Annotated in this window: 24 protein-coding genes; 18 read left to right on the top strand and 6 right to left on the bottom strand. The window is 73.1% G+C overall.

What is annotated here, in order from left to right; translation table 11 throughout:
• Positions 1-11: 11 nt before the first annotated feature.
• Both ilvN and ilvC read left to right on the top strand, forming a co-directional pair.
• Positions 12-548, top strand: coding sequence for an acetolactate synthase small subunit (gene ilvN, locus ACPOLA_RS16260; protein WP_435771549.1), 537 nt, complete (start codon positions 12-14; stop codon positions 546-548).
• A 52-nt stretch (positions 549-600) separates the two neighbouring features.
• Positions 601-1,626 (top strand): ketol-acid reductoisomerase, encoded by a 1,026-nt coding sequence (gene ilvC, locus ACPOLA_RS16255; protein ID WP_435771548.1) that lies wholly within the window; start codon positions 601-603, stop codon positions 1,624-1,626.
• A gap of 73 nt (positions 1,627-1,699) precedes the next feature.
• On the opposite strand, the gene ACPOLA_RS16250 is transcribed toward ilvC, so the two are convergent.
• Together ACPOLA_RS16250 and ACPOLA_RS16245 are read right to left on the bottom strand one after the other, a co-directional pair.
• A complete protein-coding gene (locus ACPOLA_RS16250) occupies positions 1,700-2,512 on the bottom strand; it encodes an ABC-2 transporter permease (RefSeq protein WP_435771547.1) in 813 nt (270 codons plus the stop codon).
• Complete coding sequence (locus ACPOLA_RS16245; protein WP_435771546.1) at positions 2,509-3,435, bottom strand: ABC transporter ATP-binding protein; 927 nt, start codon at positions 3,433-3,435, stop codon at positions 2,509-2,511. The genes ACPOLA_RS16250 and ACPOLA_RS16245 overlap by 4 nt, the downstream gene beginning before the upstream one ends.
• A gap of 141 nt (positions 3,436-3,576) precedes the next feature.
• Between ACPOLA_RS16245 and ACPOLA_RS16240 the strand changes: the two genes are divergently transcribed.
• Both ACPOLA_RS16240 and serA read left to right on the top strand, forming a co-directional pair.
• Positions 3,577-4,233 carry a DsbA family oxidoreductase gene (locus ACPOLA_RS16240; protein ID WP_435771545.1) on the top strand — a complete coding sequence of 219 codons (657 nt, stop codon included), beginning with the start codon at positions 3,577-3,579 and terminating at the stop codon, positions 4,231-4,233.
• A 58-nt stretch (positions 4,234-4,291) separates the two neighbouring features.
• Positions 4,292-5,881 (top strand): phosphoglycerate dehydrogenase, encoded by a 1,590-nt coding sequence (gene serA, locus ACPOLA_RS16235; RefSeq protein ID WP_435771544.1) that lies wholly within the window; start codon positions 4,292-4,294, stop codon positions 5,879-5,881.
• A gap of 12 nt (positions 5,882-5,893) precedes the next feature.
• Here the strand turns inward: serA and yczR are convergent, their stop codons facing one another.
• Entirely contained in the window at positions 5,894-7,351 is a 1,458-nt protein-coding gene (yczR, locus tag ACPOLA_RS16230; RefSeq protein ID WP_435771543.1) for a MocR-like transcription factor YczR, read from the bottom strand.
• A gap of 62 nt (positions 7,352-7,413) precedes the next feature.
• Here yczR and yczE point away from each other — a divergent pair, with 62 nt between their 5' ends.
• The 11 genes from yczE to ACPOLA_RS16175 all read left to right on the top strand — a co-directional run bounded on the left by yczE (position 7,414) and on the right by ACPOLA_RS16175 (position 20,580).
• Complete coding sequence (gene yczE / locus ACPOLA_RS16225; RefSeq protein WP_435771542.1) at positions 7,414-8,091, top strand: membrane protein YczE; 678 nt, start codon at positions 7,414-7,416, stop codon at positions 8,089-8,091.
• Positions 8,092-8,173: 82 nt separating this feature from the next.
• Positions 8,174-9,403: a toxic anion resistance protein gene (locus ACPOLA_RS16220; protein ID WP_435771541.1), complete on the top strand. Its 1,230-nt coding sequence runs from the start codon at positions 8,174-8,176 to the stop codon at positions 9,401-9,403.
• 38 nt (positions 9,404-9,441) lie between these two features.
• Positions 9,442-9,972 carry a hypothetical protein gene (locus tag ACPOLA_RS16215; protein WP_435771540.1) on the top strand — a complete coding sequence of 177 codons (531 nt, stop codon included), beginning with the start codon at positions 9,442-9,444 and terminating at the stop codon, positions 9,970-9,972.
• Positions 9,969-11,495: an AAA family ATPase gene (locus ACPOLA_RS16210; protein WP_435771539.1), complete on the top strand. Its 1,527-nt coding sequence runs from the start codon at positions 9,969-9,971 to the stop codon at positions 11,493-11,495. The genes ACPOLA_RS16215 and ACPOLA_RS16210 overlap by 4 nt, the downstream gene beginning before the upstream one ends.
• Positions 11,492-12,775, top strand: coding sequence for a GlnX family signal transduction membrane protein (locus tag ACPOLA_RS16205; RefSeq protein ID WP_435771538.1), 1,284 nt, complete (start codon positions 11,492-11,494; stop codon positions 12,773-12,775). Before ACPOLA_RS16210 ends, ACPOLA_RS16205 begins: the two co-directional genes overlap by 4 nt.
• Complete coding sequence (locus tag ACPOLA_RS16200) at positions 12,772-13,719, top strand: glutamate ABC transporter substrate-binding protein (RefSeq protein ID WP_435771537.1); 948 nt, start codon at positions 12,772-12,774, stop codon at positions 13,717-13,719. The genes ACPOLA_RS16205 and ACPOLA_RS16200 overlap by 4 nt, the downstream gene beginning before the upstream one ends.
• 20 nt (positions 13,720-13,739) lie before the next feature.
• Positions 13,740-14,852 (top strand): hypothetical protein, encoded by a 1,113-nt coding sequence (locus ACPOLA_RS16195; protein ID WP_435771536.1) that lies wholly within the window; start codon positions 13,740-13,742, stop codon positions 14,850-14,852.
• The gene (locus tag ACPOLA_RS16190; RefSeq protein ID WP_435771535.1) at positions 14,849-17,269 is read left to right on the top strand and encodes a serine/threonine-protein kinase; all 2,421 of its coding nucleotides are present in this window, start codon (positions 14,849-14,851) and stop codon (positions 17,267-17,269) included. The genes ACPOLA_RS16195 and ACPOLA_RS16190 overlap by 4 nt, the downstream gene beginning before the upstream one ends.
• Complete coding sequence (locus ACPOLA_RS16185) at positions 17,266-18,492, top strand: PP2C family protein-serine/threonine phosphatase (protein WP_435771534.1); 1,227 nt, start codon at positions 17,266-17,268, stop codon at positions 18,490-18,492. The genes ACPOLA_RS16190 and ACPOLA_RS16185 overlap by 4 nt, the downstream gene beginning before the upstream one ends.
• A complete protein-coding gene (locus tag ACPOLA_RS16180) occupies positions 18,485-19,774 on the top strand; it encodes a vWA domain-containing protein (protein WP_435771533.1) in 1,290 nt (429 codons plus the stop codon). Before ACPOLA_RS16185 ends, ACPOLA_RS16180 begins: the two co-directional genes overlap by 8 nt.
• Entirely contained in the window at positions 19,771-20,580 is an 810-nt protein-coding gene (locus ACPOLA_RS16175; protein WP_435771532.1) for an FHA domain-containing protein, read from the top strand. Before ACPOLA_RS16180 ends, ACPOLA_RS16175 begins: the two co-directional genes overlap by 4 nt.
• Before the next feature lie 10 nt (positions 20,581-20,590).
• Here the strand turns inward: ACPOLA_RS16175 and ACPOLA_RS16170 are convergent, their stop codons facing one another.
• Positions 20,591-21,160, bottom strand: coding sequence for an O-methyltransferase (locus ACPOLA_RS16170; RefSeq protein WP_435771531.1), 570 nt, complete (start codon positions 21,158-21,160; stop codon positions 20,591-20,593).
• A gap of 509 nt (positions 21,161-21,669) precedes the next feature.
• On the opposite strand from ACPOLA_RS16170, the gene ACPOLA_RS16165 reads away from it, so the two are divergent.
• The 3 genes from ACPOLA_RS16165 (at position 21,670) to ACPOLA_RS16155 (ending at position 24,365) form a co-directional block, all read left to right on the top strand.
• Complete coding sequence (locus tag ACPOLA_RS16165) at positions 21,670-22,773, top strand: 3-isopropylmalate dehydrogenase (protein WP_435771530.1); 1,104 nt, start codon at positions 21,670-21,672, stop codon at positions 22,771-22,773.
• A 65-nt stretch (positions 22,774-22,838) separates the two neighbouring features.
• Positions 22,839-23,918, top strand: coding sequence for a branched-chain amino acid aminotransferase (locus ACPOLA_RS16160; RefSeq protein ID WP_435771529.1), 1,080 nt, complete (start codon positions 22,839-22,841; stop codon positions 23,916-23,918).
• Positions 23,919-23,963: 45 nt separating this feature from the next.
• On the top strand, positions 23,964-24,365 hold the full coding sequence (locus ACPOLA_RS16155; RefSeq protein WP_435771528.1) for an MmcQ/YjbR family DNA-binding protein: 402 nt from the start codon (positions 23,964-23,966) through the stop codon (positions 24,363-24,365).
• A 17-nt stretch (positions 24,366-24,382) separates the two neighbouring features.
• Here ACPOLA_RS16155 and ACPOLA_RS16150 read toward each other — a convergent pair whose 3' ends face one another.
• Positions 24,383-24,745, bottom strand: a complete 363-nt coding sequence (locus tag ACPOLA_RS16150; protein WP_435771527.1) for an ArsR/SmtB family transcription factor — start codon at positions 24,743-24,745, stop codon at positions 24,383-24,385.
• The gene (locus ACPOLA_RS16145) at positions 24,745-25,377 is read right to left on the bottom strand and encodes an SRPBCC family protein (RefSeq protein ID WP_435771526.1); all 633 of its coding nucleotides are present in this window, start codon (positions 25,375-25,377) and stop codon (positions 24,745-24,747) included. Before ACPOLA_RS16145 ends, ACPOLA_RS16150 begins: the two co-directional genes overlap by 1 nt.
• Positions 25,378-25,475: the final 98 nt, after the last annotated feature.

Below are 25,475 nucleotides of genomic sequence, written 5' to 3'. Positions count from 1 at the left end.
GCCGACCCGAGATGGCCAAGCACACCCTGTCCGTCCTGGTCGAGGACAAGCCCGGCGTCCTCGCCAGGATCGCCGGCCTGTTCAGCCGCCGCGGCTTCAACATCGAGTCGCTCGCCGTCGGCCCCACCGAGCACGCCGAGATCTCCCGGATGACGATCGTGGTCAACGTGGAGTCCTCGCCGCTCGAGCAGGTCACCAAGCAGCTGAACAAGCTGGTCGAGGTGATCAAGATCGTCGAGCTCGACCCCGACGCCTCGGTCACCCGCGAGCTGGTGCTCGTCAAGGTCGGCGCCACCGCCGACAACCGTAGCCAGGTGCTCGACGTCGTCCAGCTGTTCCGGGCGAAGGTCATCGACGTCTCGTCCGACGCGGTGACCATGCAGGTGGTCGGCAACGCCGGCAAGATCGCCGACTTCCTGCGGGTGCTCGAGCCCTTCGGCATCCGCGAGCTCGTCCAGTCCGGCATCGTGGCGATCGGCCGTGGCTCGCGGTCGATCTCCGAGCGCGGCAAGCCGGTCGCCGTACCCGTCCCGCCGCCTGCGGGCTGACCGCCCCAGGCCCGGAGCACCACCCACCCACAACAACGAGGAGAGGCCACCAGTGGCTGAGATGTTCTACGACGACGACGCCGACCTGTCCCTGATCCAGGGCAAGCACGTCGCGGTCATCGGTTACGGCAGCCAGGGCCACGCCCACGCGCTGAACCTCCGTGACTCCGGTGTCGACGTCCGCGTCGGCCTGCCCGAGGGCTCCAAGAGCCGCCCCAAGGCGCAGGAGGAGGGCCTCCGCGTCGTCACGCCGGCTGAGGCCGTGGAGGAGGCCGACGTGATCGTCGTGCTCGCCCCCGACCAGGTCCAGCGCCACCTCTACCGCGAGTCCATCGAGCCGAACCTCGCCGAGGGCGACACGCTGGTCTTCGGCCACGGCTTCAACATCCGCTTCGGCTACATCCAGCCGCCGGCGGGCGTCGACGTCATCCTCGTCGCGCCCAAGGCGCCGGGACACACCGTCCGCCGCGAGTACGTCGCCGGCCGCGGCATCCCCGACATCATCGCCGTCGAGCAGGACGCCTCGGGTCAGGCGTGGGACGTCGCGAAGTCCTACGCGAAGGCGATCGGCGGCACCCGCGCCGGCGTCATCAAGACCACGTTCACCGAGGAGACCGAGACCGACCTCTTCGGCGAGCAGGCCGTCCTCTGCGGAGGCATGTCGCACCTGGTGCAGGCCGGCTTCGAGACCCTCACCGAGGCGGGCTACCAGCCGGAGATCGCCTACTTCGAGGTGCTCCACGAGCTCAAGCTGATCGTCGACCTGATGTGGGAGGGCGGCATCGCCAAGCAGCGCTGGAGCATCTCCGACACCGCCGAGTACGGCGACTACGTGTCGGGCCCGCGCGTCATCGACGACTCGGTGAAGGCTCGGATGAAGGACGTCCTCGCCGACATCCAGAGCGGTGCGTTCGCCAAGCGCTTCATCGACGACCAGGACAACGGTGCCGTGGAGTTCCAGAAGCTGCGCGAGGAGGAGGCCGGCCACCCCATCGAGGCCACCGGCAAGACCCTCCGGGCGCAGTTCGCGTGGAAGCAGACCGACGACGACTACACCGAGGGCTCGGCCGCCCGCTGAGCCTCGGCGACGTACGAAGCCCCCGACCGCGCCGGTCGGGGGCTTCGTCGTCCTCGCTGTCAGCCGGAGGCGGTCACTTGATCTCCGACCGCATCATCAGCCGGATCCCGAGCAGCCCCGGGACGACCATCCAGATCAGCGCGGCCGTGCCGAGCTGGGCCCAGGCCTCGCCGGACATCGCGACGTCCTCGAAGAGGCGGGACGTGGCGAAGTTGAGGTCGAACCACGGAGCGTTGTCCGACCACCAGTCCTGCGTGCTGGCCAGCGCGCTGGAGATGCCGGGCAGGACCAGCGCGTAGACGAAGTAGCCGACGATCGCTCCGGGGGAGCTGCGGATCAGCAGGCCGAGCACGAAGCCCATGAGCATGCCGACCTCGTTGGCGAGCACGATCCGGGAGAGCTCCGCAACACTGATGTTCCACACGGCGTCCTTGTCGACGATGGCGCTGACGACCACGTTGCCGATGGCGCCGACGACCGCCGCGACCAGGATCGCGACCGCGCCGATGGCCAGCACGTTCAGCAGCTTGGCCACGACGACCCGGCCGCGGCTGGGCACGAGGGTGAAGGTCGTCAGCGCGGTGCGCTGGCTCCACTCGCTGGTCACCGACAGCACGCCGATCATCGGGAGGATCACCGACATCGGGATCCCGACCGCGGAGGCGAACGCCTCGAAGTCGAGGTCCTCGCGGTCGGCGAAGATGATCGTCGCCCCGGTCGCCACGACCGAGAGGATGAGGATGCTCGCCATCAGCCAGAAGCCGGAGCGGGTGTCGAACATCTTGCGGAGCTCGACGCCGACCACCCTGCGGAACGGGATGGGCGAGGGGGCGGGACGAGCGGGCGCGGCCGCGGTGGCGCGCGCCTCGAGGGTGGTGGCGGTCATGCCACGGCTCCTTCCAGGTGGGTCGTGCCGGTGACGGCGTCGCGCTGGCTCTCGGCGGTCAGCGCCAGGAACATCTCCTCCAGGCCCGCGCCGTCGGCGGCCCGCAGCTCGGTGAGGGGGATGCCGGCCGAGAAGGCCGTGCGGCCCACGCGCGCCAGGTCGGCCTCGGCGAGCACGGCGCCCCCGGACATCGGGGTGGCGGCGATGCCCGCGGCGCTCAGCGCGGCGCTCAGCGCGGCCGGATCGGCGGCGCGGACCAGGGTGCCGGCGCCGGCGAGCAGCTCCTCCTTCGTGCCGTGGGCGACGATCCGGCCGTTGCCGATCACCACGATGTCGTCGGCGATCACCTCGATCTCGTGCAGCAGGTGCGAGGAGAGCAGCACCGTGCCGCCCTGGTCCGCGAATCCGCGGAGCAGGTCGCGCATCCAGCGGATGCCCGCCGGGTCCAGCCCGTTGGCGGGCTCGTCGAGGATGAGGACCTGGGGGTCGCCGAGGAGCGCCGTACCGATGCCGAGGCGCTGGCGCATGCCGAGCGAGTAGTTGCGGACGCGCCGGCTGGCCTCGTCCTGGGTCAGGCTGACCCGCTCGAGCATGTCGTCGACGCGGGCCCGCGGCAGCCCCATGGTGCGCGCGGCGATGGTGAGGATCTCCCGACCCGTGCGCCCGGCGTGCTGGGCGGAGGCGTCGAGCAACACCCCGACCTCGCGTCCGGGGTCGGGCAGGTCGGCGAAGCGGCGGCCCAGCACCCGGACCTCGCCGGAGGTCGGCTTGGTCAGCCCGACCATGACCCGCATGCTGGTGGACTTGCCGGCGCCGTTGGGGCCGAGGAACCCGGTGACCCGGCCCGGCTGCGCGGTGAACGACACGTCGTCGACGGCGGTGAAGCCGCCGTAGGACTTGGACAGTGACTCGACTGTGATCATGTCCCGAAGCCTGTCGGGGCGCGGGCCGGTGCCGCTTCGGGCAGGACCCTTGACCGTTCCCTGAGGTGACCCCTAGATCTCTCAGGGTGTCAGCGGCCCGCTCGGCGGAACACCTGTGGGCGCGGCGGCGTTGTGACCCCCGTGCGTATCGAGATCTGGGCCGACGTCGTGTGTCCGTGGTGCTACATCGGCAAGCGACGCCTGGAGCGGGCGCTGGCCGACTTCGACCACCGCGACGACGTGGAGGTCGACTACCGCTCCTACGAGCTCGACCCGTTCGCCCCGGAGGTCCCCACCGAGTCGACCGTCCAGGTCCTGGCCCGCAAGTGGGGCACCGACGTCTCCGGCGCCCGGGAGGCGATGGCCCAGGGCGACGCGGTCGGCGCGGCGGAGGGCCTGGAGTTCCGGCACCACGACGCGCCGCACGCCCGCACCCTCACCGCGCACCGGCTCCTGCACCTCGCCAAGGAGCGCGGCCGGCAGCAGCAGCTGCTCGAGGAGCTGCTGGCGGCGTACTTCACCCGCGGGGAGTCGCTCGGCGACCCGGACGTGCTGCGGGCGGCGGCCGACGCCGCGGGTCTCCCGGCCGACCGGGTGGACGTCGTGCTCAGCACCACCGACTACCGCGACGCCGTGCTCGAGGACGTCGCCCAGGCGCGGGCGTACGGCGCCTCCGGCGTGCCCTTCTTCGTGCTGGACGGCCGGTTCGGCATCTCCGGGGCCCAGCCGGTGGAGCTGTTCGAGCAGGCGCTGGAGCAGGCCTGGGCGTCGCGCGAGGCCTCAGGTGGGGTAGCGTGACGGTCGGCACAGCGTCGTGCACCCCTTCCACCCGCACGATCCTGAGAAGGACATCGCTGTGACTGACCGCCCCGTCGTTCTGATCGCCGAAGAGCTGAGCCCCGCCACGGTCGAGGCCCTGGGCCCGGACTTCGAGATCCGCCACTGCAACGGTGCCGAACGTGCCGAGCTGATCCCGGCGATCGCCGACGTGGACGCCGTGCTGGTGCGGTCGGCGACGAAGGTGGACAGCGAGGCGCTGGCCGCCGCCCGGCGGCTGAAGGTGGTCGCCCGCGCGGGCGTCGGGCTCGACAACGTCGACGTCAAGGCGGCCACCCAGTCCGGCGTGATGGTGGTGAACGCTCCCACCTCCAACATCGTCTCCGCCGCCGAGCTCGCCGTCGCGCTGATGCTCGCGGCGGCCCGCCACGTGTCCCCGGCGCACGCGGCGCTGCGCAACGGCGAGTGGAAGCGCTCGAAGTACACCGGCATCGAGCTGTTCGAGAAGACCGTCGGCATCGTCGGTCTGGGCCGGATCGGCGTGCTCGTCGCGCAGCGGCTGGCGGCGTTCGGCATGAGCGTGATCGCCTACGACCCCTACGTGCAGGCCGGCCGCGCGGCGCAGATGGGCGTGCGCCTGGTGGACCTCGACACGCTGATGGCCGAGTCCGACTTCATGTCCGTGCACCTCCCCAAGACCCCCGAGACCGTCGGCCTCATCGGCGCGGAGCAGCTCGCCAAGGCCAAGGCCTCCCTGGTGCTGGTCAACGCCGCCCGCGGCGGCATCGTCGACGAGGAGGCGCTCTACGACGCGCTCAAGACCGGTCGGATCGCGGCCGCGGGCCTGGACGTGTTCGCCAAGGAGCCGTGCACGGACAGCCCGCTCTTCGAGCTCGAGAACGTGGTGGCCACGCCGCACCTCGGCGCCTCGACCGACGAGGCGCAGGAGAAGGCCGGCATCGCGGTCGCCAGGTCGGTGCGGCTCGCCCTCTCCGGCGAGCTGGTGCCCGACGCGGTCAACGTGCAGGGCGGGGTGATCGCCGAGGACGTCCGGCCCGGCATCCCGCTGACCGAGCGGCTCGGCCAGATCTTCACCGGCGTGGCCGGCGAGGTCGCCCAGCAGCTGGACGTCGAGGTGCGCGGCGAGATCGCCGACCAGGACGTCAAGGTGCTCGAGCTGGCGGCGCTCAAGGGCGTGTTCAGCAGCGTGGTGGAGGACCAGGTCTCCTACGTCAACGCGCCGCTCCTCGCGGCGGAGCGCGGCGTCGCGGTGCGCCTGGTCACCGAGAGCGAGAGCCCCGACCACCGCAACCTGATCACCCTCCGCGGCACGCTGGCCGACGGCACCCAGGTGTCGGTGAGCGGCACCCTCGTGGGCATCCACCAGCGGGAGCGGATCGTGGAGGTCAACGGGTTCGACATCGACATCGAGCCCACCGACCACCTGGCGTTCTTCACCTACGTCGACCGCCCCGGCATGGTCGGCACCGTCGGCCAGATCCTCGGCCAGGCCCGGGTCAACATCGCCGGGATGCAGGTCTCCCGCGAGACCAAGGGCGGGGAGGCCCTGGTCGCCCTCTCGGTCGACTCCGCCATCCCGTCCGAGACGCTGGCCGAGATTGAGGCCGCCATCGAGGCGACCTCGATCCACGCGGTCGACCTGGCCTGAGCCGACCGCGGCTCAGGCGACCAGGACCGGACCGGACCCGCCCGCCCGCCGCCGGCGCGCTGCCGGGGCGCCGTCGTCGGAGGTGACCGCGGCCCAGGCCGCCGCGAGGCGTCGTACGGCGTCGCGGAGCTGGGGCGCAGGCACGGTGTAGGGGATCCGGACGTAGCGGTCCAGGCCGCCCTCGGGCGCGAACGACGGCCCCGGCGCGAGCAGCACGCCGTGGCGCTCGGCCTCCACCGACAGGGCGGTGGCGCGGGTCGCCGGCAGCCGGCACCACAGCGCCATGCCGCCGGCCGGGACCCGGAACCGCCAGTCGGGCAGCTCCTCGCGAAGGGCCTCGACCAGCGCGTCGCGCTGTTCGCGCAGCCGCGCCCGGTGCGCGTCGAGCAGCGGTGGCAGGCCGTCGCCGAGCAGCCGGGCGAGCACCAGCTGCTCCAGCACGGGCGCGCCCAGGTCCAGGCCCACCCGTGCGCGGGTCAGCCGGTCGACCAGCGGCAGCGGCGAGCGGATCCAGCCGAGCCGGAGACCTCCCCACACGGACTTGCTGGCGCTGCCGACCGTCACCGCGTCGCGCGCGTGGCGGGCGAACGGTGCCGGTGGCGGCTCCTCGTCCAGGCGCAGCAGGTGGTGGGCCTCGTCGACGACGGCGACCGCGTCGTGACGGGCCAGCAGCCGGGCGTACGCCGACCGCTGGTCCTCGGGCATGACCAGCCCGGTGGGGTTGTGGAAGTCGGGCATCAGGTGGACCAGCCGCGGCCGGTGCCGGCCGACCACGTCGGCCACCAGGTCCAGGTCCCAGCCGTCGGGGTCGAGCGGGACCGTCACCAGCCGTCCGCCACCGGACCGCAGCGCACGCACGGCGTTGGGGTAGGTCGGCGACTCCATGAGCACGCGCTCCCGCGGCCCGGCGAGAGCAGTGCCCACGATCGCGGTGGCCGCGAGGGCACCGGCCGTCACGATGACCTGTTCCGGCCTGGTCGGCAGGCCGCGGGCGTCGTACGTCGCGGCGATGGCGGCCTGCAGCGCGGGCAGCCCGGCGGGGTAGTAGCCGTGGGTGCCGAGGTGCGCCGGCAGCTCGGCCGCGGCGTCCGCGTAGACCGCCGCGACGCCCGGCGGTGCGGTGGCCGCGGCGCACACCAGGTCGATCACCCCGGCGCCGACGTCGCTGGGCCACAGTGCGCGGTCGTGCGCCCGCACCGGTCCGCCGGGCAGCCGGGTGAAGGTGCCGGCTCCCTGCCGCGCCTCGGCGTAGGCGGTCTCGCGCAGGGCCGCGTAGGCACGGGTCACCGTGGTCCGGGAGACGCCCAGGGTGGCGGTGAGGTCGCGCTCGCTGGGCAGCCGGGTGCCGTAGCCGATCCGGCCGTCGCCGATCAGCTCGCGGAGCGCCTCCGCCAGCCCGAGGTAGGCCGGCGAGCGGTCGAACCCGGCGACGAGCCCGGCGAGCCGGGCGGCCGTAATGGACTGGGACATGCAGGCCAGTGAACCACGATTGGCTATTTCAGAACAGTCCAATCAAGCGTCACCCTGGGACCATGACGATCGCACCCGCCCGACCCGCCCCGCAGCTCGCCGACCTCGGCCCGGTCGCGCAGCTCCGCGCCGGGCGGCTGCCGCGGCGGCTGCTGCAGCTCTTCGTGGGGCTGGTGCTCTACGGCGTCAGCCTCGCGCTGATGGTGCTCGGCGACATCGGCCTCGCGCCGTGGGACGTCCTCCACTCCGGGGCGACCAGGCACCTGCCGATCACCTTGGGCCAGGCCGTGGTCGTGTTCAGCTTCCTGGTGCTCCTGCTGTGGATCCCGCTCCGCGAGAAGCCCGGACTGGGCACCATCGCCAACGCGGTCGTCGTGGGCCTCAGCGCCGACGCCACCCTGGCCCTGTTCGACGCGCCCGCCGCGATGCCGGGTCGCGTCGCGCTCATGGTCGGTGGCGTGCTGCTGTGCGGGCTGGCGACCGCGTTCTACATCGGCGCCCAGCTCGGCCGCGGGCCGCGCGACGGGCTGATGACCGGCCTGCACCGGCGGACGGGGTTGTCCCTGCGCCTGGTCCGTACGGCGATCGAGGGCACCGTCGTGCTGCTCGGGCTGCTGCTCGGCGGCACCCTCGGGCTCGGCACCGTCGTCTACGCCCTCGCGATCGGCCCGCTCGCGCAGCTGATGATCCCGTGGTTCATGACCGACCTCGACCCGGTGGGCCCCCGCCCCGGCTCGTGACCGCCCGGGGATGCCCCTGACCGGTCCCGGAATTCCTGCTCGACCCTGCGTCAAGCAGGGTCCGGCTGGATAGGCTCCGGCCATGACCTCCGACGGTTCCCAGGCTGCCGCCCCCGAGCCCGCCCCGCTCGCACCCCCCGAGCCCGTCATCACGCTGACCGCGCCCGAGGCGCCCGCGCCCGTCGTCGAGACCCAGGCGCCGAAGATGGCGCCCCAGGTCTCCCCCGACGTCGTGCCCGAGCTGGACGCCAAGGTCGACAGCTTCCTGACGTCGCTGACCAGCACGAAGGCGGGAAGCCCCGAGTTCGCCGCGCAGGCGGAGAACGTCCGCACGATGGGTGACGCCGACATCCGCAAGGCGGCCGAGACCTCCAACCGGATGCTCGACAAGCCGGTGACCGCCCTCAAGGAGGGCGGGATCGCGCAGGGGTCGACGGTCGGCAAGACCCTGCTCGAGCTGCGCCGGACGGTCGAGGACCTCGACCCCGGCCAGGCGACGGGCGTGAAGAAGTGGTGGGACAAGCTCCCCTTCAACGACAAGGTCGAGGACTACTTCCGCAAGTACCAGTCCGCCCAGAGCCAGCTCAACGGCATCCTCCACTCGCTGCGCAGCGGCCAGGACGAGCTGCAGCGCGACAACGTGGCGCTCAACCTGGAGAAGACGAACCTGTGGTCGGTGATGGGCCGGCTCAACCAGTACGTCTACGTCGCCGAGAGGCTGGACGCCCGGCTGTCGGCCCGGATCGCCGAGCTCGAGCTCAGTGACCCCGAGACGGCCAAGACGCTGTCGCAGGACGTGCTCTTCTACGTCCGCCAGAAGCACCAGGACCTGTTGACCCAGCTCGCCGTCTCGATCCAGGCCTACCTGGCGATCGACATCATCATCAAGAACAACGTCGAGCTGATCAAGGGCGTCGACCGGGCCACCACGACGACGATCTCGGCGCTGCGCACGGCCGTCATCGTGGCGCAGGCGTTGAGCAACCAGAAGCTGGTGCTCGACCAGATCACCGCGCTCAACACCACGACCTCGGCGATGATCCAGCGGACCTCGGAGATGCTGCGCGAGAACTCGGCGGCGATCCAGGAGCAGGCGGCCTCGTCGACCATCGGCATGGAGCAGCTGCAGGCCGCGTTCGCCAACATCTACGCCACGATGGACTCGATCGACGACTTCAAGCTCAAGGCGCTCGACACCATGTCGACCACCATCGGCGTGCTCGAGTCGGAGGTCCAGAAGTCGCGTGCCTACCTCGAGCGCGTGCAGCAGCACGACCGGCGCAACGCCGCCGGCACGCTCGACATCGGCTGAACGCGGATGCGCCAGCCGGGACAGGGGACGGGCACCAGGTGGGACTGAAGTCGTGGTGGCGTCGTGCCGGCCGCGGACGGGACGGCGAGCGGCCGGCCGAGCCGCAGTTCGTCGTACCGCCCGCGCCGACGGAGCAGGACATTCTGGCGGCGCTCAACCAGGTCAACGCGATGCTCCGTGAGGGCAACGCGCCGCCGGTCGTGACGACGCGGGTGGTGCGGATCGCGCGCACCATCCACCAGACCCTGCCGCGCCTGCGCAACCTCGGCCTCGGCAGCCAGGAGAGCTACTCCGTCGTGGCGACCGCGACCGACTACCTCCCCGAGGCCGTCGGCGGCTACCTCCGGCTGCCGCGCGAGTGGGCCGACACCCGGCCCATCGAGGGCCACAAGACGGCGCTGCTGATCCTCGTCGAGCAGCTCGAGCTGCTGGGCGCCACGATGGACAAGATCTTCGACGCCGCCAACCGCGCGGACGCCCAGGCGCTGATCGCGCACGGCCGGTTCCTCGACGCCAAGTTCGGCCACTCCTCCTCGGGCGGCCCCGACCTGACGCTGGAGGCGCCATGACGGACGGCGCCCCGGCACTGGCCGCCGCCCTCGCGACCCTGGGCGGGGTGGCGCGCGAGGCCGGCGTCGACGAGGAGGTCGCGCGCGCCGAGGGGGAGGCACTCGCCGCCACGGTCGCCGAGCGGTCCCGCGGCGCCTTCGTCGCGTGGTCGCAGGAGACCGGCAGGTCCGTCTCCGCCGAGGACTTCATGCTCGCCGCCAAGCGCGGCAACCGCTACCGCGCGGGCCCGACGCCGACCATGGCGCAGCTGTCGCTGGAGAAGTCGACGCACGCACCTGCGTATGCCGCCGCGCTCGGTGAGGTGGCCCTCGCCGCGAGCCGGCTCGGCGAGGCGGGGCCCGACGCGGTCGGCAACGCCACGATGGCGACCGCCGCCCAGCTCGGGGAGGCACCTCTCCCGGCGTCCGGGTCCGGCGGCGTCCTCCCCGGCGCCTTCGACCTGCCCGCGCGCCAGCCGGCGCCGGGGATCAACGACCACCTCCTCGAGCAGGTACGACGCGTGGGCGACCAGGTCCGCCAGCAGCTCGAGGCCCTGGGCGGTCCCGATCCGTCCGCGCCCGCGGCGCCCCAGCGGTCCGGATCGGAGGCACCGCCGTCCACCGCCGCGGACGCACCGCAGGTGCAGGCGGCCGAGCCGGAGCAGCCGGTCGAGCCGGAGCCCGCTCCCGAGGAGGAGACCAAGACCGTCGAGGAGCTCCTCGCTGAGCTGGACGGCCTGGTCGGGCTGAGCAGCGTCAAGGCCGAGATCCACCGCCAGGCCGCGGTGCTGCGGGTCGAGGGCCTGCGCAAGAAGGCCGGGCTGGAGACCCCGACGATCACCCGCCACCTCGTCTTCAACGGCAACCCCGGCACCGGCAAGACCACCGTGGCCCGCCTCGTGGCGGGCATCTACCGCGCCCTCGGCCTCCTTTCGAAGGGCCAGCTGGTCGAGGTCGACCGCTCCGAGCTGGTGGCGGGCTACCTCGGCCAGACCGCGCAGAAGACGGCGGAGGTCGTGAAGTCGGCGGAGGGCGGCGTGCTCTTCATCGACGAGGCCTACGCGCTGTCGGGCGACCAGTACGGCAAGGAGGCCATCGACACGCTGGTCAAGGAGATGGAGGACAAGCGCGACGACCTCGTCGTGATCGTCGCCGGCTACCCGCTCCCGATGGCGATCTTCATCTCCGAGAACCCCGGGCTCGAGAGCCGCTTCCGCACGACGATCGACTTCACCGACTACACCGACGACGAGCTGGTCGCGATCTTCGCGCTGATGGCGAAGGGCGCCGACTACGACGCGGCCGAGCAGGTGCTCGACCGGCTGCGCGACATCCTCGCCGACCAGCAGCGCGGGCCGTCGTTCGGCAACGCGCGCTTCGTCCGCAACCTGCTCGAGGCGGCGATCGGCCACCACGCGTGGCGGCTGCGCGAGGTCGAGGAGCCGACCGTCGAGCAGCTCCGCACGCTCGAGCCCGACGACCTCGTCGTCGACCCCAACGCTCCGGCGGAGCCGGAGGCCCCCGAGACCGAGGAGGAGCCGTGAGCCAGACTGCCGCCCCCCAGGCAGCCGCCTCACCGTCGTCCGCGCCGCCGCCCGCCGTCGCGACCGGCCGGCCACCGGCGCCGCAGCAGCAGCCGGCCTTCGTCGACACGCCCGCCCTGCTCAACCGGTGGCAGCTGATCGGCATGACGGTGGCGATCGGCTTCGGCCTGCTCAGCGCACTGGTGCAGCTTCTCGGCTGGCAGGCCGACGGCCGGGCCGCCGCCGACACCGAGCAGCTGGTCCGGGTCCAGGAGGTCAAGACCTCGCTCCTCCGCGCCGACGCGCTCGCCACCAACGCGTTCCTGGTCGGCGGGCTGGAGGACACCGGCCAGCGTGCCGAGTACGACGCGGCCGTCGACGAGGCGCTGCGCAAGATCGCGGAGGCCGCGGACGCCCAGCCCGCCGACCAGGAGGCCCTCGCGGTGCTCAACCGGCAGGTGAGCGACTACGCCACCGCCATCGCCCAGGCCCGCACCAACAACCGCCAGGGGTTCCCGGTCGGTGCCGCCTACCAGAGCCTCGCCAGCGACCAGCTGCGTGACGAGGCCATCCCGGTGCTCGACGAGCTCGTCGAGGCCAACACCGAGCGGGCGGAGTCCGCGATGGGCGGGCAGCACCCGTGGTGGCTGCTGCTCCTCGGCGTGCTGGCCGTCGCCGCGCTGTGGTCGCTCAACCGCCGGCTGGCCCGCGCCTTCCACCGCCACGTCAACAAGGGCGTCGCCCTCGCGGCCGGGATCGTCGCGCTGGCGACGCTCGCCGCCGTGACCTGGGCGTGGCTGCAGGCCGGGGCCAACGACGATCTCCGCGACGGGTCGTTCGCCGAGGCCCTCTCCAGCGCCAACGCGCGCACGGCGGCCAACGACGCCAAGGCCAACGAGAGCCTGCGCCTGATCAAGCGCGGCTCGGGTGCGGACAACGAGGAGCGGTGGGCCGAGGCGGCCGAGGTGGTGGCGGACAACGCGCCGGCCGCGGCCCTGCCCAGCTGGCGCGAGTACGCCGCGAGGCACGCCGACATCGTCGCTGCCGACGACGGCAACGGCTGGGACGCGGCGGTGCGGATCGCGACGCGCTCCGACGACCGCGGCTCGACCGCACCCCACGACCGCTTCGACGCCATCGTCAAGGAATCGGTCGACACCGCCAGCGCCAGCACGATCGACGACCTGCGCAGCGGCCGCTGGCTCGGGCTGGTGCTCAGCATCCTCACCGCGCTGCTCGGCGTGGTGGCGGCCGTCGCCGTCGCCCGTGGCATCGGCGAGCGGCGGAGGGAGTTCTCATGAGGTTCCACAGCGTCCGCGGCGCGGCCGCAGCACTGGCGACCGCGAGCCTGCTGGCGGTCACGGCCTGCGGCTACGACGCCACGCCGCTGCCTCCGGAGGAGAAGGAGACCGAGCAGTCCGCCCCGCAGCCGGCGGACTGCACCACCACCGACGCCGACCTCCGCTCCTACGCCGCGAGCCGCGCCGGCGGACCGGCCGTGGCACGGGTCCGGAAGGCCGGCGTCCTGCGGGTCGGGGTCTCCGCCGACACGCTGCTGATGGGCGCTCGGAACCCGCAGACCAACCGGATCGAGGGGTTCGACATCGAGTTCGCGCAGCGGGTCGCCGACGAGCTCGGCGTCGAGCTGCAGCTGCGCGTGATCAACGCGGCGCAGCGGATCGAGCTGCTCGAGGACGGCAAGCTCGACCTCGTCGCCCGCAACATGACGATCAACTGCTCGCGGTGGGAGCAGATCGCCTTCTCGACGGAGTACTACCACGCCGGTCAGAAGGTGCTGCTGCGCTCCGACCTCGCCCGCGGCTACCGGGGACCCCGGGACCTCGCCGAGGTGAAGGTCTGCGCCCCGGCCGGCACCACCAGCATCGACAACATCCGCGCCGTGCAGGAGGCCGCGGTCGCGGTGACCGCCGACAACCACACCGGCTGCCTGGTGAAGTTCCAGCAGGGGGAGGTGGACGCGATCACCGGCGACGACACCGTCCTCGCGGGGCTGGCCGCGCAGGACGAGCTCTACGCGGAGGTCCCGCGTCAGGAGGCGTTCACCGAGGAGCCGTACGGCATCGGCGCCAACGCCGACGACGAGGACCTCGTGGCCTTCGTCAACGCGGTGCTCGAGGAGATGCGCCGCGACGGCTCCTGGCAGGCGGCGTACGACCGGTGGCTGCGTCCCTATCTCGGCAGGGTCTCCGCGGAGAACCCGCCGCCGGCCCGCTACGGCCGGTGAGGACCCTGACGACCGCTCCGATGACCACGACCGCACCCCAGGCCCCCGGCCGGCTCGGCGAGGCGCTCGACCCTGCGGCGATCCAGCGCTACCTCGGCGAGCTGGACACCTGGCTGCGCGTACGCCGCTCCGAGCTCGACGAGCTCGACCAGGCCGCGCTCGGGGCGGGCCGCGGTGGTGAGCTCGCGGGGGACATGTCGCTCGCCCTGGCGCTGTGGAAGGCGATCTCGGACCGCTACCAGCTCGTCTTCGCCACCTGGGACGGCGGCCGGGTGCTCCAGCAGGAGCGCGAGCGGATCTCGGCGCTCATCTGGGGCCGGCTCGACGGCGCCACCGAGCTGCCTGGCGGCCTCGCCGTGTCGCTGCCCGAGGCGGGCCGGCTCTGCGACGCGCTCACCGGCCAGCTCCGCACCCGGCTGGCGCTGGTGCCCGGCGCCGACGAGTCGGCGGCCCGGATCCGCGAGCTCCGCGCGCAGCTCGAGCGGATCCGCGACCAGGTGGCCCTGGAGCCGGCGCTCACCCGCGACCGGTCGGTCGACCAGCTCGCCGGCCTGATGGCCCGCCTCCAGGACGTCACGGCACGCGCCGAGCGCGGCGCCGACGTCGGCGGGCTGCTGGGACCGCTCGAGGTCGAGGCGACGATGTTCGAGCGTGACCTGATCGTCGGCAACGCCCGCCGCCGCGACGCCCGCGACCAGGTCCTCTCCGCCCGGGAGCTGCGGGCCGACCTCGAGCAGCGCGAGGCGGCGCTGGAGAAGCTCGCCGCCACCTGCGTCGCGACCGTCGACCCCGCACCCCGCTACGCCGTACCCGACGTCGAGGCACTGGGGCCGGTGCCGGTCACCCCCGACGCGATCGGCCCCTACCTCAAGAAGCTCGACCGGGTCTCCCAGGCGCTCGAGATCGCCCAGCACGCCTACGCCGACGCGCTCGCGGAGCACCAGCAGCTCGTGGGGCTGCTCGACGCCTACGTCGCCAAGGCGGCCGCTGCGGGCGTCGCCGCACACCCCGACCTGGCCGACGCGGAGCGCGCGGCGCGGAGCGTGATCGAGCGGCGGCCGACCCCGATGACGGTCGCCCGCCAACTCGTGACGACCTACCAGACCTGGCTCGCGAAGGAGACCGGCCGATGAGCACAGCCACCGCAGCCTGCACCCAGCCCGGCTGCTCGGGCACCATCCTCGACGGCTACTGCGACGTCTGCGGCATGCCGGGGGAGGGCGGCGCCACCGCCGTCGCAGCCGAGCCGGCCGCCGCCGCGGCGACGGCGACGCCGGCGCGGTCGCTGCCGGTCAACGGGGACCCGTGCGGCCAGCCCGGCTGCGACGGGCACATCCTCGACGGCTACTGCGACGTGTGCGGCTCCCCGGCGATGCCCGGGGCCCGGGTCGCGGAGGCCTCGGCGCTCGCCTCGGCCCGGTCGGCCCTCGGCGAGCCCCAGCCGATCGACGGTGCCACCCCCACCGCCGCCACCGCCGCGAGCCGTGTGCAGTCGGCCGCGATCGGCTCCGAGCGGGCCGGCACCACCGGCAGCTACGCGACCCGCCGCACGCGGACCGGGTCCCAGCGGATGCGCACGGCCCGGCTCGGAGCCGGCCTGACCGTCGTCCCTCCCGCGCCGCCGGTCGACGCCGCCGCCGCCATCATGGCCAACCCGCAGGTGCCCGAGAACAAGCGCAACTGCTCCAAGTGCGGCAACCCGGTCGGGCGCAGCATCGACGGGAAGCCGGGCCGGAGCGAGGGCTTCTGCCCCAACTGCGGGCAGCCGTTCTCCTTCACCCCCAAGCTGCAGCCCGGCGACCTGGTCGCCGGTCAGTACGAGGTCGCCGGCGCACTGGCCCACGGTGGGCTCGGCTGGATCTACCTCGCGCGCGACCGCAACGTCTCCAACCGGTGGGTGGTCCTCAAGGGGCTGCTCAACTCCGGCGACCCCGACGCGCTCGCGGCGGCGATCGCCGAGCAGCAGTTCCTCGCCCAGGTCGAGCACCCGCTGATCGTCGAGATCTACAACTTCGTGACCCACGAGGGCGCCGGCTACATCGTCATGGAGTACGTCGGCGGCAAGTCGCTCAAGCAGATCCTCAAGCAGCGGATGGCCGACAACAACGGCGCCTACGACCCGCTCCCGGTCGACCAGGCCCTCGCCTACATCCTCGAGCTGCTGCCGGCGTTCCAGTACCTCCACGACCTCGGGCTCGTCTACTGCGACTTCAAGCCCGACAACATGATCCAGGTCGGCGACGCCATGAAGCTGATCGACCTCGGCGGAGTGCGCCGGATCGACGACGAGGAGTCGGCCATCTACGGCACGGTCGGCTACCAGGCGCCCGAGGTGGCCGAGATCGGCCCGTCGGTCGCCTCCGACATCTACACGATCGGCCGCACGCTGGTCGTGCTGTGCATGGAGTTCCGCGGCTACCAGGGCACCTACCTCCACAGCCTGCCGCCGGTGGAGACCACGCCGCTGTTCCAGCAGTACGACTCGCTCTACCACCTGGTCGCCAAGTGCTGTGCGCCCGACCCGGCCGACCGGTTCGCCTCGGTCGACGAGCTGCGCACCCAGGTGCTCGGCGTGCTGCGCGAGGTGGTCGCGCGCAAGCGCTCGGGCACCGCGGTCACCTCCGCCGCCTCGGTCCTCTTCGAGGCCCCCGAGACGGCGCGGCCGATCACCGAGTGGAGCCAGCTGCCGGAGCTGCGGGAGGACACCACGGACCCGCAGTACAGCTGGCTGTCGACGGTGAGCGACGACGACCAGGAGCAGCGGCTGGCGGATCTCGAGCAGGCGCCGGAGGACAGCCCGGAGGTGCACCTCGCCCGCGCCCGGGCGGCGCTCGAGCTGGGCCGGGCGGCGGTGGCCCGGTCGCACGCGCAGCGGCTGCTGGTCGACGACCCGTGGGAGTGGCGGGCCCTGTGGATCGAGGGGCTCGCCGCCGTACAGGCGGAGGACTGGGAGACCGCGAAGGCGGCGTTCAACGCGGTCTACCAGCAGGTGCCCGGTGAGCTGGCGCCCAAGCTGGCGCTCGCCTTCGCCTGTGAGCGCGGCGGGCTCCCGGAGGTGGCGGAGGGGCTCTACCAGGTGTGCGCCTCCACCGACGCGGCCTACGTCCCGCCGGCGGCGTTCGGCATGGCGCGGGTGCGTGCCCAGCGTCAGGACACCGTGGGTGCCGTCGCCGCGCTCGACCTGGTCCCGACCACCAGCCGCGGCTACACCGAGAGCCGGCAGCAGCGGGCGGAGGTGCTGCTCTCGGGCGACACGCCGGACCTCGCCATCCTGGACCAGGCGATGCGCACCATCGAGTCCTCGAGCGTCGACACCGCGATCCGCCACCGGTTCGTGGTCCGGATCCTCGACCAGGCGCTGCCCGTGGTGACGCAGCCGCGCAGGGTGCCGGACGGGGCGCGGATCGGCTCCGTCCCGGCGACCGAGGTCGGGGTCCGCGACGGGCTCGAGCAGGCCCTGCGCGCGCTGGCCCGGGATGCCACCGACCTCGAGGAGCGGGTCGTCCTGGTCAACCAGGCGAACGCCGTCCGGAACTGGAGCCTGACGTGACCCAGCCGCCTCCGCCGCCCGCGGCGACCGACGCCGGGACCTGCCCGTCCTGCGGCTCCAGCGTGACGCCGGGCGCGCGCTTCTGCGAGGGCTGCGGGGCGCCGCTGGCCGCCGGCTCGGACGCCGACACCGCGGGCGTGCCCGGCGCGCCGCCGGCGCCGGGCGTCCCCGGTCACCCGGTGGACGACGCGCCGATCAGTGCGCCGACCCGCAAGCCGGCGGCCGCGCTGCCCGACCCGCCCGCCCCCGGCCGACGGCCGTGCGCGGAGTGCGGGGGAGAGGTCGGCCCCGACCTGTACTGCACGCAGTGCGGCACCAAGGCGCCCAGCGAGCGCGACCACTTCCGCGAGCAGCCGGCGGCCTGGGTGGCCGGCGTGTGCGACAAAGGGGTGCGCAAGAGCCGCAACGAGGACGCGATGGCGCTGCTCGCCGGTTCCGAGCCGGGGTCCCGGGCGGTGCTCGTGGTGCTGGACGGCGTCTCCAACTCCGTCGACTCCGACGTGGCCTCCCTGGCCGGTGCCCGCGCCGCCCGCGACGTGCTGCGGATGCCGCTCCCGGCGGGCATGGGCACGCCGGAGAGCCGCGACTCCGCCGTCGCCAGGGTGTTCGCGGAGGCCGCGACCGCCGCCAACACCGCCATCGTGGCGGTGACCGACCCCGACTCGGACAACCCGGCCTCCGCCACCTTCACCGTCGCCGTGCTGGAGGGCACCCGGGTCAGCCACGCCAATCTCGGCGACTCGCGGTGCTACTGGCTCCCCGACTCCGGTGGCGGCGTCCAGCTCACCGTCGACGACTCGGTGGCCCAGGCGCAGATGGCCTCGGGCGTGGCCCGGGAGGTCGCCGAGTCCGGCGAGCACGCCCACGCGATCACCAAGTGGCTCGGCCGCGACGCCGAGGACATCGTCCCCGGTGTCGGCGGCCTCGACGTCACCGAGCCGGGCTGGCTGCTGGCCTGCTCCGACGGCCTGTGGAACTACGCCTCCACGCCGGAGGAGCTCCAGGAGCAGATCCGAGCGGCGGAGGAGACCGACCCGCTGGCGCTGGCCCTCGCGCTGGTGCGGTTCGCCAATGCGGCCGGGGGGCACGACAACATCACCGCGGCACTGGCCCGGGTCGAGCCTGCTGTCGAGCCGGACGACGGGCCCGGCGGCGGGGCTGGTCGACTGGGGCACAATGCCAACCTGAGCAACCCTGCGGGAGGAGAGCCGAGCGATGGCTGAGTTCACCGCCAGCGTCTACCAGAACGAGTTCCTGCCCGACGGCGGGACCGACGTCAACGCGATCGTCACGATCACCTGCGAGGGAGCGGGCACCGCCGGGCAGTCCGGCGCGGGCGCCGCCGGCGAGATCATCATCGTCGACACCTCCGGGTCGATGGGACCGGCGACGATGGCGGCCGCCAAGGACGCCGCGCAGGCCGCGCTCGCCGAGATCGTCGAGGGCACCTGGTTCGCGGTCGTGGCCGGTGCCGACCGCGCGATGCTCGCCTACCCGCCGGTCGCCAGCGGGCCCGGCATGGTGCGGATGGACGCCCGGGCCCGCCAGGAGGCGTCGGCGGCGATCGGCCGCTTCGTCGGCAGCGGCGGTACGGCGATCAGCACCTGGCTCGACCTCGCGGGGCAGCTCTTCGCGTCGGTGCCCGAGGTGACCCAGCGGCACGTCCTGCTGCTCACCGACGGGGAGAACCGGGAGCGCCCGGGTCGCCTCGACGAGGCGATCAACCGGGCGACCGGCTACTTCCAGGCCGACTGCCGCGGCGCCGGGACGGACTGGCAGGTCGCGGAGATCCGGCGGATCTCGCGGGCGCTGCTCGGCACCGTCGACATCATCCCGAGGCCCGACCAGATGCGGCAGCAGTTCCAGGAGATCATGCGCACCGCGATGTCGCGCGGCGTGGCCGACGCGAAGCTGCGGGTGTGGACGCCGCAGGGCGCGGAGGTGCTCTTCGTCCGCCAGGTCTCGCCGACCGTCGAGGACCTGACCAGCCGGCGCACGCCGGTCAACCCGCTGACGGGGGAGTACCCGACCGGCGCGTGGTCCGACGAGTCGCGCGACTACCACATCGCCGTACGGGTGCCGGCCAAGGCGGTGGGCCAGGAGCAGCTCGCCGCCCGTGTCCAGCTCGCCCTGGGCGACGACGTCGTCACCCAGGGGCTGGTCAAGGCGACCTGGTCGGGCAACTCCGAGCTGACCGCACGGATCGACCAGCAGGTCGCCCACTACACCGGCCAGGCCGAGCTCGCCCGGATGATCCAGGAGGGTCTCGCCGCCAAGTCGGCCGGCGACGAGGCGACGGCGACCACGAAGCTGGGGCGCGCCGTCCAGCTCGCCGCCGAGACGGGCAACGACGAGGCGACCAGCAAGCTCCGCAAGGTCGTGGACGTCGAGAGCGAGGCGGACGGCACGGTGCGGCTCAAGCGGGCCGTGGACCGCGCCGACGAGATGGCCCTCGACACCGCCTCCACGAAGACCACCCGGATCCGCAAGGAGCCGACCCCGTGACCCTCTGCCCCGTCGGGCACAACTCGGCCGCCGACGACTACTGCGACGTCTGCGGGCTGCCGATCCCGGAGGGCGGTGCCCAGCCCGCCCAGCCCGCCGAGCCCGCCCAGCCGGCCGAGCCGGCCGAGCCCGCCGCCGGCGGCGCTCAGCCGCCGACGGACTCCGGCGATGACGCGGCGACCTGCCCGAACTGCTCGGCGGCGAACCCGCCGAACGCCCTGTTCTGCGAGGCGTGCGGCTACGACTTCACGACCGGGTCGATGCCGCGGCCGGTCGCCCCGCCGACGATCGAGTCCGTGCTCGACCTCGGTGCGCCTGCCGAGGACCCGTCCCCGGTCGAGGAGCCGGCGGCGGAGGCGCCGCCCGCGGCAGCCACCTCCGCGCCGGTGGCGCCCGCACTGGCCGAGCCGTGGGTGGCCGAGATCTGGATCGACCCCGACTGGTACGCCGACCAGGACTCCAGCGACCCGCTGCCGTCCGCGGGGGTGCCCACCGTCGTACCCCTGCGCACCACGTCGGTCCTCGTCGGCCGCACCTCGCGGAGCCGGGGCATCCACCCCGACATCGACCTGGCCACCGACAACGGGATCAGCCGACGCCACTGCCAGCTGACCACCGACGGCACTCGGTGGTGGGTCGAGGACCTGGGGTCCTCCAACGGCACCTACGTCGGCTCCTCGGTCGGCGCGCTGCCGTCCGAGCCGATCGACCCGGGGGAGAAGCGGGAGATCTCGCCGGACGAGCGGGTCTATCTCGGCGCGTGGACCCGCCTGGTCGTGCGGAGGGCAGCCCCCGGCGAGGTGTGAGGGGGCCCGCTCAGCGCCGCGTCGCGACCAGCGCCGCGGCGTCGGAGGCGACCATCACCTCGACGCTGGTGAACCGCTCGTCGGTCAGCCACTCCTCCCGCAGGGTGTCGACCCGGCCCCCGGTGATGGGCGGCCACATCTCGCACGGGACGAAGTCGTCGAGCACCACGATGCCGCCCGGCTCCACCACGTCAGCGATCTTGTCCACCCGCACGGCCGCGGGGTCGCCGGAGTCGAGGAAGAGCAGCGAGTAGGGGCCCTTGTCCATCAGCGTCGACCAGTCGGCCGTGAGCACGTCGACGAGGGGGTCGTCGGTGAAGATCTCCGCGGCGGCCGACGCGAGCCGGGGGTCCAGCTCGGCGGTCACGATCCGGGCCTGCCTGGCCCGCACGCCGGAGCGGAGCCACGCCGTGCCGACGCCGCAGCCAGTCCCGAACTCCGCCATGATCCCCTCGCGGGTCGCGGCGAGGGTGGCGAGCAGCCGGCCCGTCTCGTTGCGGCAGAAGGAGACGTAGCCCGCGCGGCGGGAGACGTCGAACGCGCGGTCGACGATGTCGGGAAGCTCGGGGGGCGCGCTCATGGTCCCGAGTGTTCCATCCGCCGTCTCAGCTGCTGTGCGGTCGGTCTCGGATGTCGAACATGCCCGCATCGCGGAAACGTGCTGCCGTCCGCGCCGGTGCGTCGTATGCTCGACCCACCATGCGGAGCGTTCTTCTCGTAATCGTGCGCCGCGGCGAGGCCTGAGAGAGGCCACCTCGCCGCGGTGACTGCGGCGTTCCCCACCCGCGTGGGCTTCTCGATCCATCCGAATCGACCTCGAAGCCCCACGGAGAGAGCCGCCATGTTCACCGCCCAGTCAGCCGCCCAGTCAGCCGCCCAGTCAACCGCCCAGTCAACCGCCGGCCGTCCCGCCGCCCCGGACCGGTCCGGGGCCGAGTGGGGGCCCGCCAAGCACGATCCCGAGCACCCGCTGCACCGCGGTCCGATCGGTGCCGCCGGTCGGGCCGGTGCCGCCGGCGCGCCGTTCGCCGGGACTGCCCTGCGAGACGGCGACGACGCCCGTCCCGACGACAACTAGGGTCTGCCTCCATGACCGACTCCTCCACCGCCGGCACCGGAACCGTCACCACCGGCCAGGTCAGCCTCGCCGTCATCCCCGGCGACGGGATCGGGCCCGAGGTGACCGTTGAGGCGCTGAAGGTGCTGGAGGCGGCGGCTCCCGCCGACGTGAAGTTCACCCAGACCCACTACGCGCTCGGGGCCGAGCGCTACCTGGAAACCGGCGAGGTGCTGCCCGACTCGGTGCTGGAGGAGATCCGCGGCCAGGACGCCATCCTGCTCGGCGCGGTCGGCGGCAAGCCCAACGACCCCAACCTGCCGCCCGGCATCCTCGAGCGCGGCCTGCTGCTGCGGCTGCGCTTCGAGCTCGACCACTACGTCAACCTGCGGCCGTCCCGGCTCCTGCCGGGCTCGACCTCGCCGCTCTCCGACGCGGTCCTCGACCGCGGCGACATCGACTTCGTGGTCGTCCGCGAGGGCACCGAGGGCCCCTACACCGGCAACGGAGGTGCCCTGCGGGTCGGCACGCCCGCGGAGGTGGCGACGGAGGTCTCGGTCAACACCGCCTTCGGGGTCGAGCGGGTCATCCGCGACGCCTTCGCCCGGGCCCAGAAGCGGCCCCGCAAGAAGCTCACCCTCGTCCACAAGACCAACGTGCTGGTCAACGCCGGGTCGGTGTGGTGGCGGCTGTTCCAGGAGGTGGCGAAGGAGTACCCCGACGTCACCACCGACTACAGCCACATCGACGCCGTGATGATCTACCTGACCACCGACCCGCAGCGGTTCGACGTGATCGTCACCGACAACCTCTTCGGCGACATCGTGACCGACCTCGCCGCCGCGATCACCGGCGGCATCGGGCTGGCCGCGTCGGGCAACGTCAACCCCGACCGCACCGCGCCGTCCATGTTCGAGCCGGTGCACGGCTCGGCGCCGGACATCGCCGGCCAGCTCGTGGCCGACCCCACCGCGGCGATCCTGTCCGCCGCCCTCCTCCTCGACCACCTGGGCCACCCCGGCGCCGCCGCGAGCATCGAGGCGGCGGTGCTCGCCGACCTCGCCGAGCGGGTGCCGGGGCAGCAGCGTCGTACGCCCGAGGTCGGCGACGCGATCGCCGCACGAGTAGCCGGCTGACGCGCCTCCCGAGGCGCGCCGCAGCCCCACTCCCCACCGCGACCTCGGAGGACTAGATTTCCATCATGCAGATCACCACCACGCCTTCTGCGACCCCGACCGACGACGCCCGGCTGGCAGAGATCCTGACCAACCCGGGCTTCGGCGTGAACTTCTCCGACCACATGTTCACCGCGGAGTGGACTCCGGAGAAGGGTTGGTACGACGCGCGCATCACGCCCTACGCCCCGATCACCCTCGACCCCGCGGCAGCGGTCCTGCACTACGCGCAGGAGATCTTCGAGGGGATGAAGGCCTACCGGCACGACGACGGCTCGATCTGGTCGTTCCGTCCCGAGGCCAACGCCGAGCGGATGGTCCGCTCCAGCCACCGGCTGGCGCTGCCCGCCTTCGAGGTGCCCGACTTCGTCGCGGCCGTCGACGAGCTGGTCCGGGTCGACGCCCGGTTCGTGCCGGACAACCGCGACGGCGGCGAGAAGAGCCTCTACGTGCGGCCGTTCATGTTCGCCTCCGAGAGCTTCCTCGGCGTCCGTCCGGCCCAGCACGTGACCTTCATGGTCATCACCAGCCCGGCGGGCTCCTACTTCAAGGGCGGCATCAAGCCGGTCACCCTGTGGCTCACCGAGGAGTACACCCGGGCCGGACGCGGCGGCATGGGCGCGGCGAAGACGGGCGGCAACTACGCCAGCTCGCTGGTCGCCCAGCAGGAGGCCACCGCCAACGGCTGCGACCAGGTCGTCTTCCTCGACGCCCACGACGGGCAGTACGTCGAGGAGCTCGGCGGCATGAACATGTACTTCGTCTTCGACGACGGCTCGATCGTCACGCCCGAGACCGGCACCATCCTCGAGGGGATCACCCGCTCCTCGATCATCGAGCTCGCCGGCAAGATGGGCCACCAGGTGACGGAGCGGAGGTTCTCCATCGACGAGTGGCGCGAGGGCGTCACCAGCGGGCGGATCACCGAGATCTTCGCCTGCGGCACGGCAGCGGTCGTGACGCCCGTCGGCTCCCTGCGGTGGCAGGACGGCGAGGTGCCCGCTCCGGCCAGCACCGACCTCACCATGCGGATCCGCCAGGCGCTGGTCGACGTGCAGTTCGGCCGGGCCGAGGACACCTTCGGCTGGATGCACCGCATCCTCTGACGGTCGCGGACCGCTGAAGTCGGCGCCGGGTGGTTCACTGCCGCCATGGCGCATCCGATCGTGTACCACGACGACGACCCGGGCCTGGCCGAGCTGCGGGAGATCTGCCTCGGCCTGCCCGGCGCCGAGGAGCGGATCTCCCACGGCCGGCCCACCTTCCGGGCCGGCAGGATCTTCGCGGCGTTCGGCGGCTCGGAGAAGCTCCGGCCCGGTGAGCACCGGCAGGTGCCGAGCGCGCTGATCTTCATGCCCGATCCGGTCGACCTGCCGGCCATCGACGGCGACCCGCGGTTCTTCGTGCCGGCCTACTACGGCCCCCACGGCGGCCGGGCCATCGACCTGGCCGGGCCGGAGGTCGACTGGCAGGAGATCCGCGAGCTGGTGGACGCGTCGTACCGGCTGGTCGCGCCGAAGCGGCTCGTCGCCGAGCTGGACGCCCGGTCTTAGCCGCCCCCGGTCGTCGGTTACGTGCGGTCCGTCCCGGCCTCGTCCGTCCCGCCCTGGTCCCGGCGACGCCGCCCGCGCCTGAGCTCGGTGTCGAGCGCGTCGAGGCGCTGCTCCCAGAACACCCGGAACCGGCCGAGCCACGCGTCGACCTCCGCCAGCGGCCCGCCGTCGAGGGCGTAGATCCGGCGGGCGCCCTCCGCGCGGACCGTGGCGAAGCCGGTCTCGCGCAGCACCCGCAGCTGCATCGACACGGCCGGCTGGCTGATGCCGAACTCGTCGGCGATCACCGCCACGACCTCCCCCGAGCTGTGCTCGCCCTCGGCGAGCAGCTCCAGGATCCGGCGCCGGACGGGGTCGCCGAGGACGTCGAAGGCGTGCATCAGGCGCCGGCGTCCTCCGGCGCCCCGGTGTAGGCGGCGAAGCAGCGATCGGCCGCGGCCTGGGCCTGGTCGGGGTCGGTGCCCGCGGCGACGTCGGCCTCGGCCCAGGCCGTGCTGGAGGCCCGCAGGTAGTCGGTGAGGTCCGGCAGCTCCTCCGGTGCCGGCCGCGGAGCCGACGGGGCGGCGAGGTGCTCGGCCATCCCCATCAGGGCCATCTCCCAGCCGATGCCCACCGCGCCCGGCCCGAACTGCTCCCACTTCTCCGGCGGCACCGGGGCCGAGTGCTCCAGGGTGAGCGCCGTGCCACCGTCGGCGGCGACCAGGGAGACGTCGACCCAGCTCATCCCGTCGTACTCCCAGGTGATGCTGAGCCGCTGGGGCGGGTCGCAGGCGAGGATCTCGCCACCGGCCTGGCCCTCGAGCTGGAAGCGGCCCCCGAGGCGGAGGTCGCCGGACACCGGCATCATCCATCGCTCGATGCGCTCGGCCGTGGTGAGGGCGTCCCAGACGACTTCAGGGGTGGCGTCGAAGGTGCGGGTGACGGTCAGGACGCGGAGCTCCTGGCCGTCGCGGGTGGTGGAGGAGAGCGCGCGCTCGACGGCGCCCAGGTGGTCGGCGGGGGAGTAGATCATGGACCACTTATATCAGTCTGTACTTATCTAATTCAATGGTGGCTGCCGCCGCGGCGCGGACGGGCGTGGGCGAGGCGGCCCGCGGGTAGCCTCGGAGC

Source organism: Nocardioides proteolyticus (genome assembly GCF_051280635.3).
Classification (GTDB): domain Bacteria; phylum Actinomycetota; class Actinomycetes; order Propionibacteriales; family Nocardioidaceae; genus Nocardioides.
This window is presented reverse-complemented; position numbering and strand designations above follow the sequence as displayed.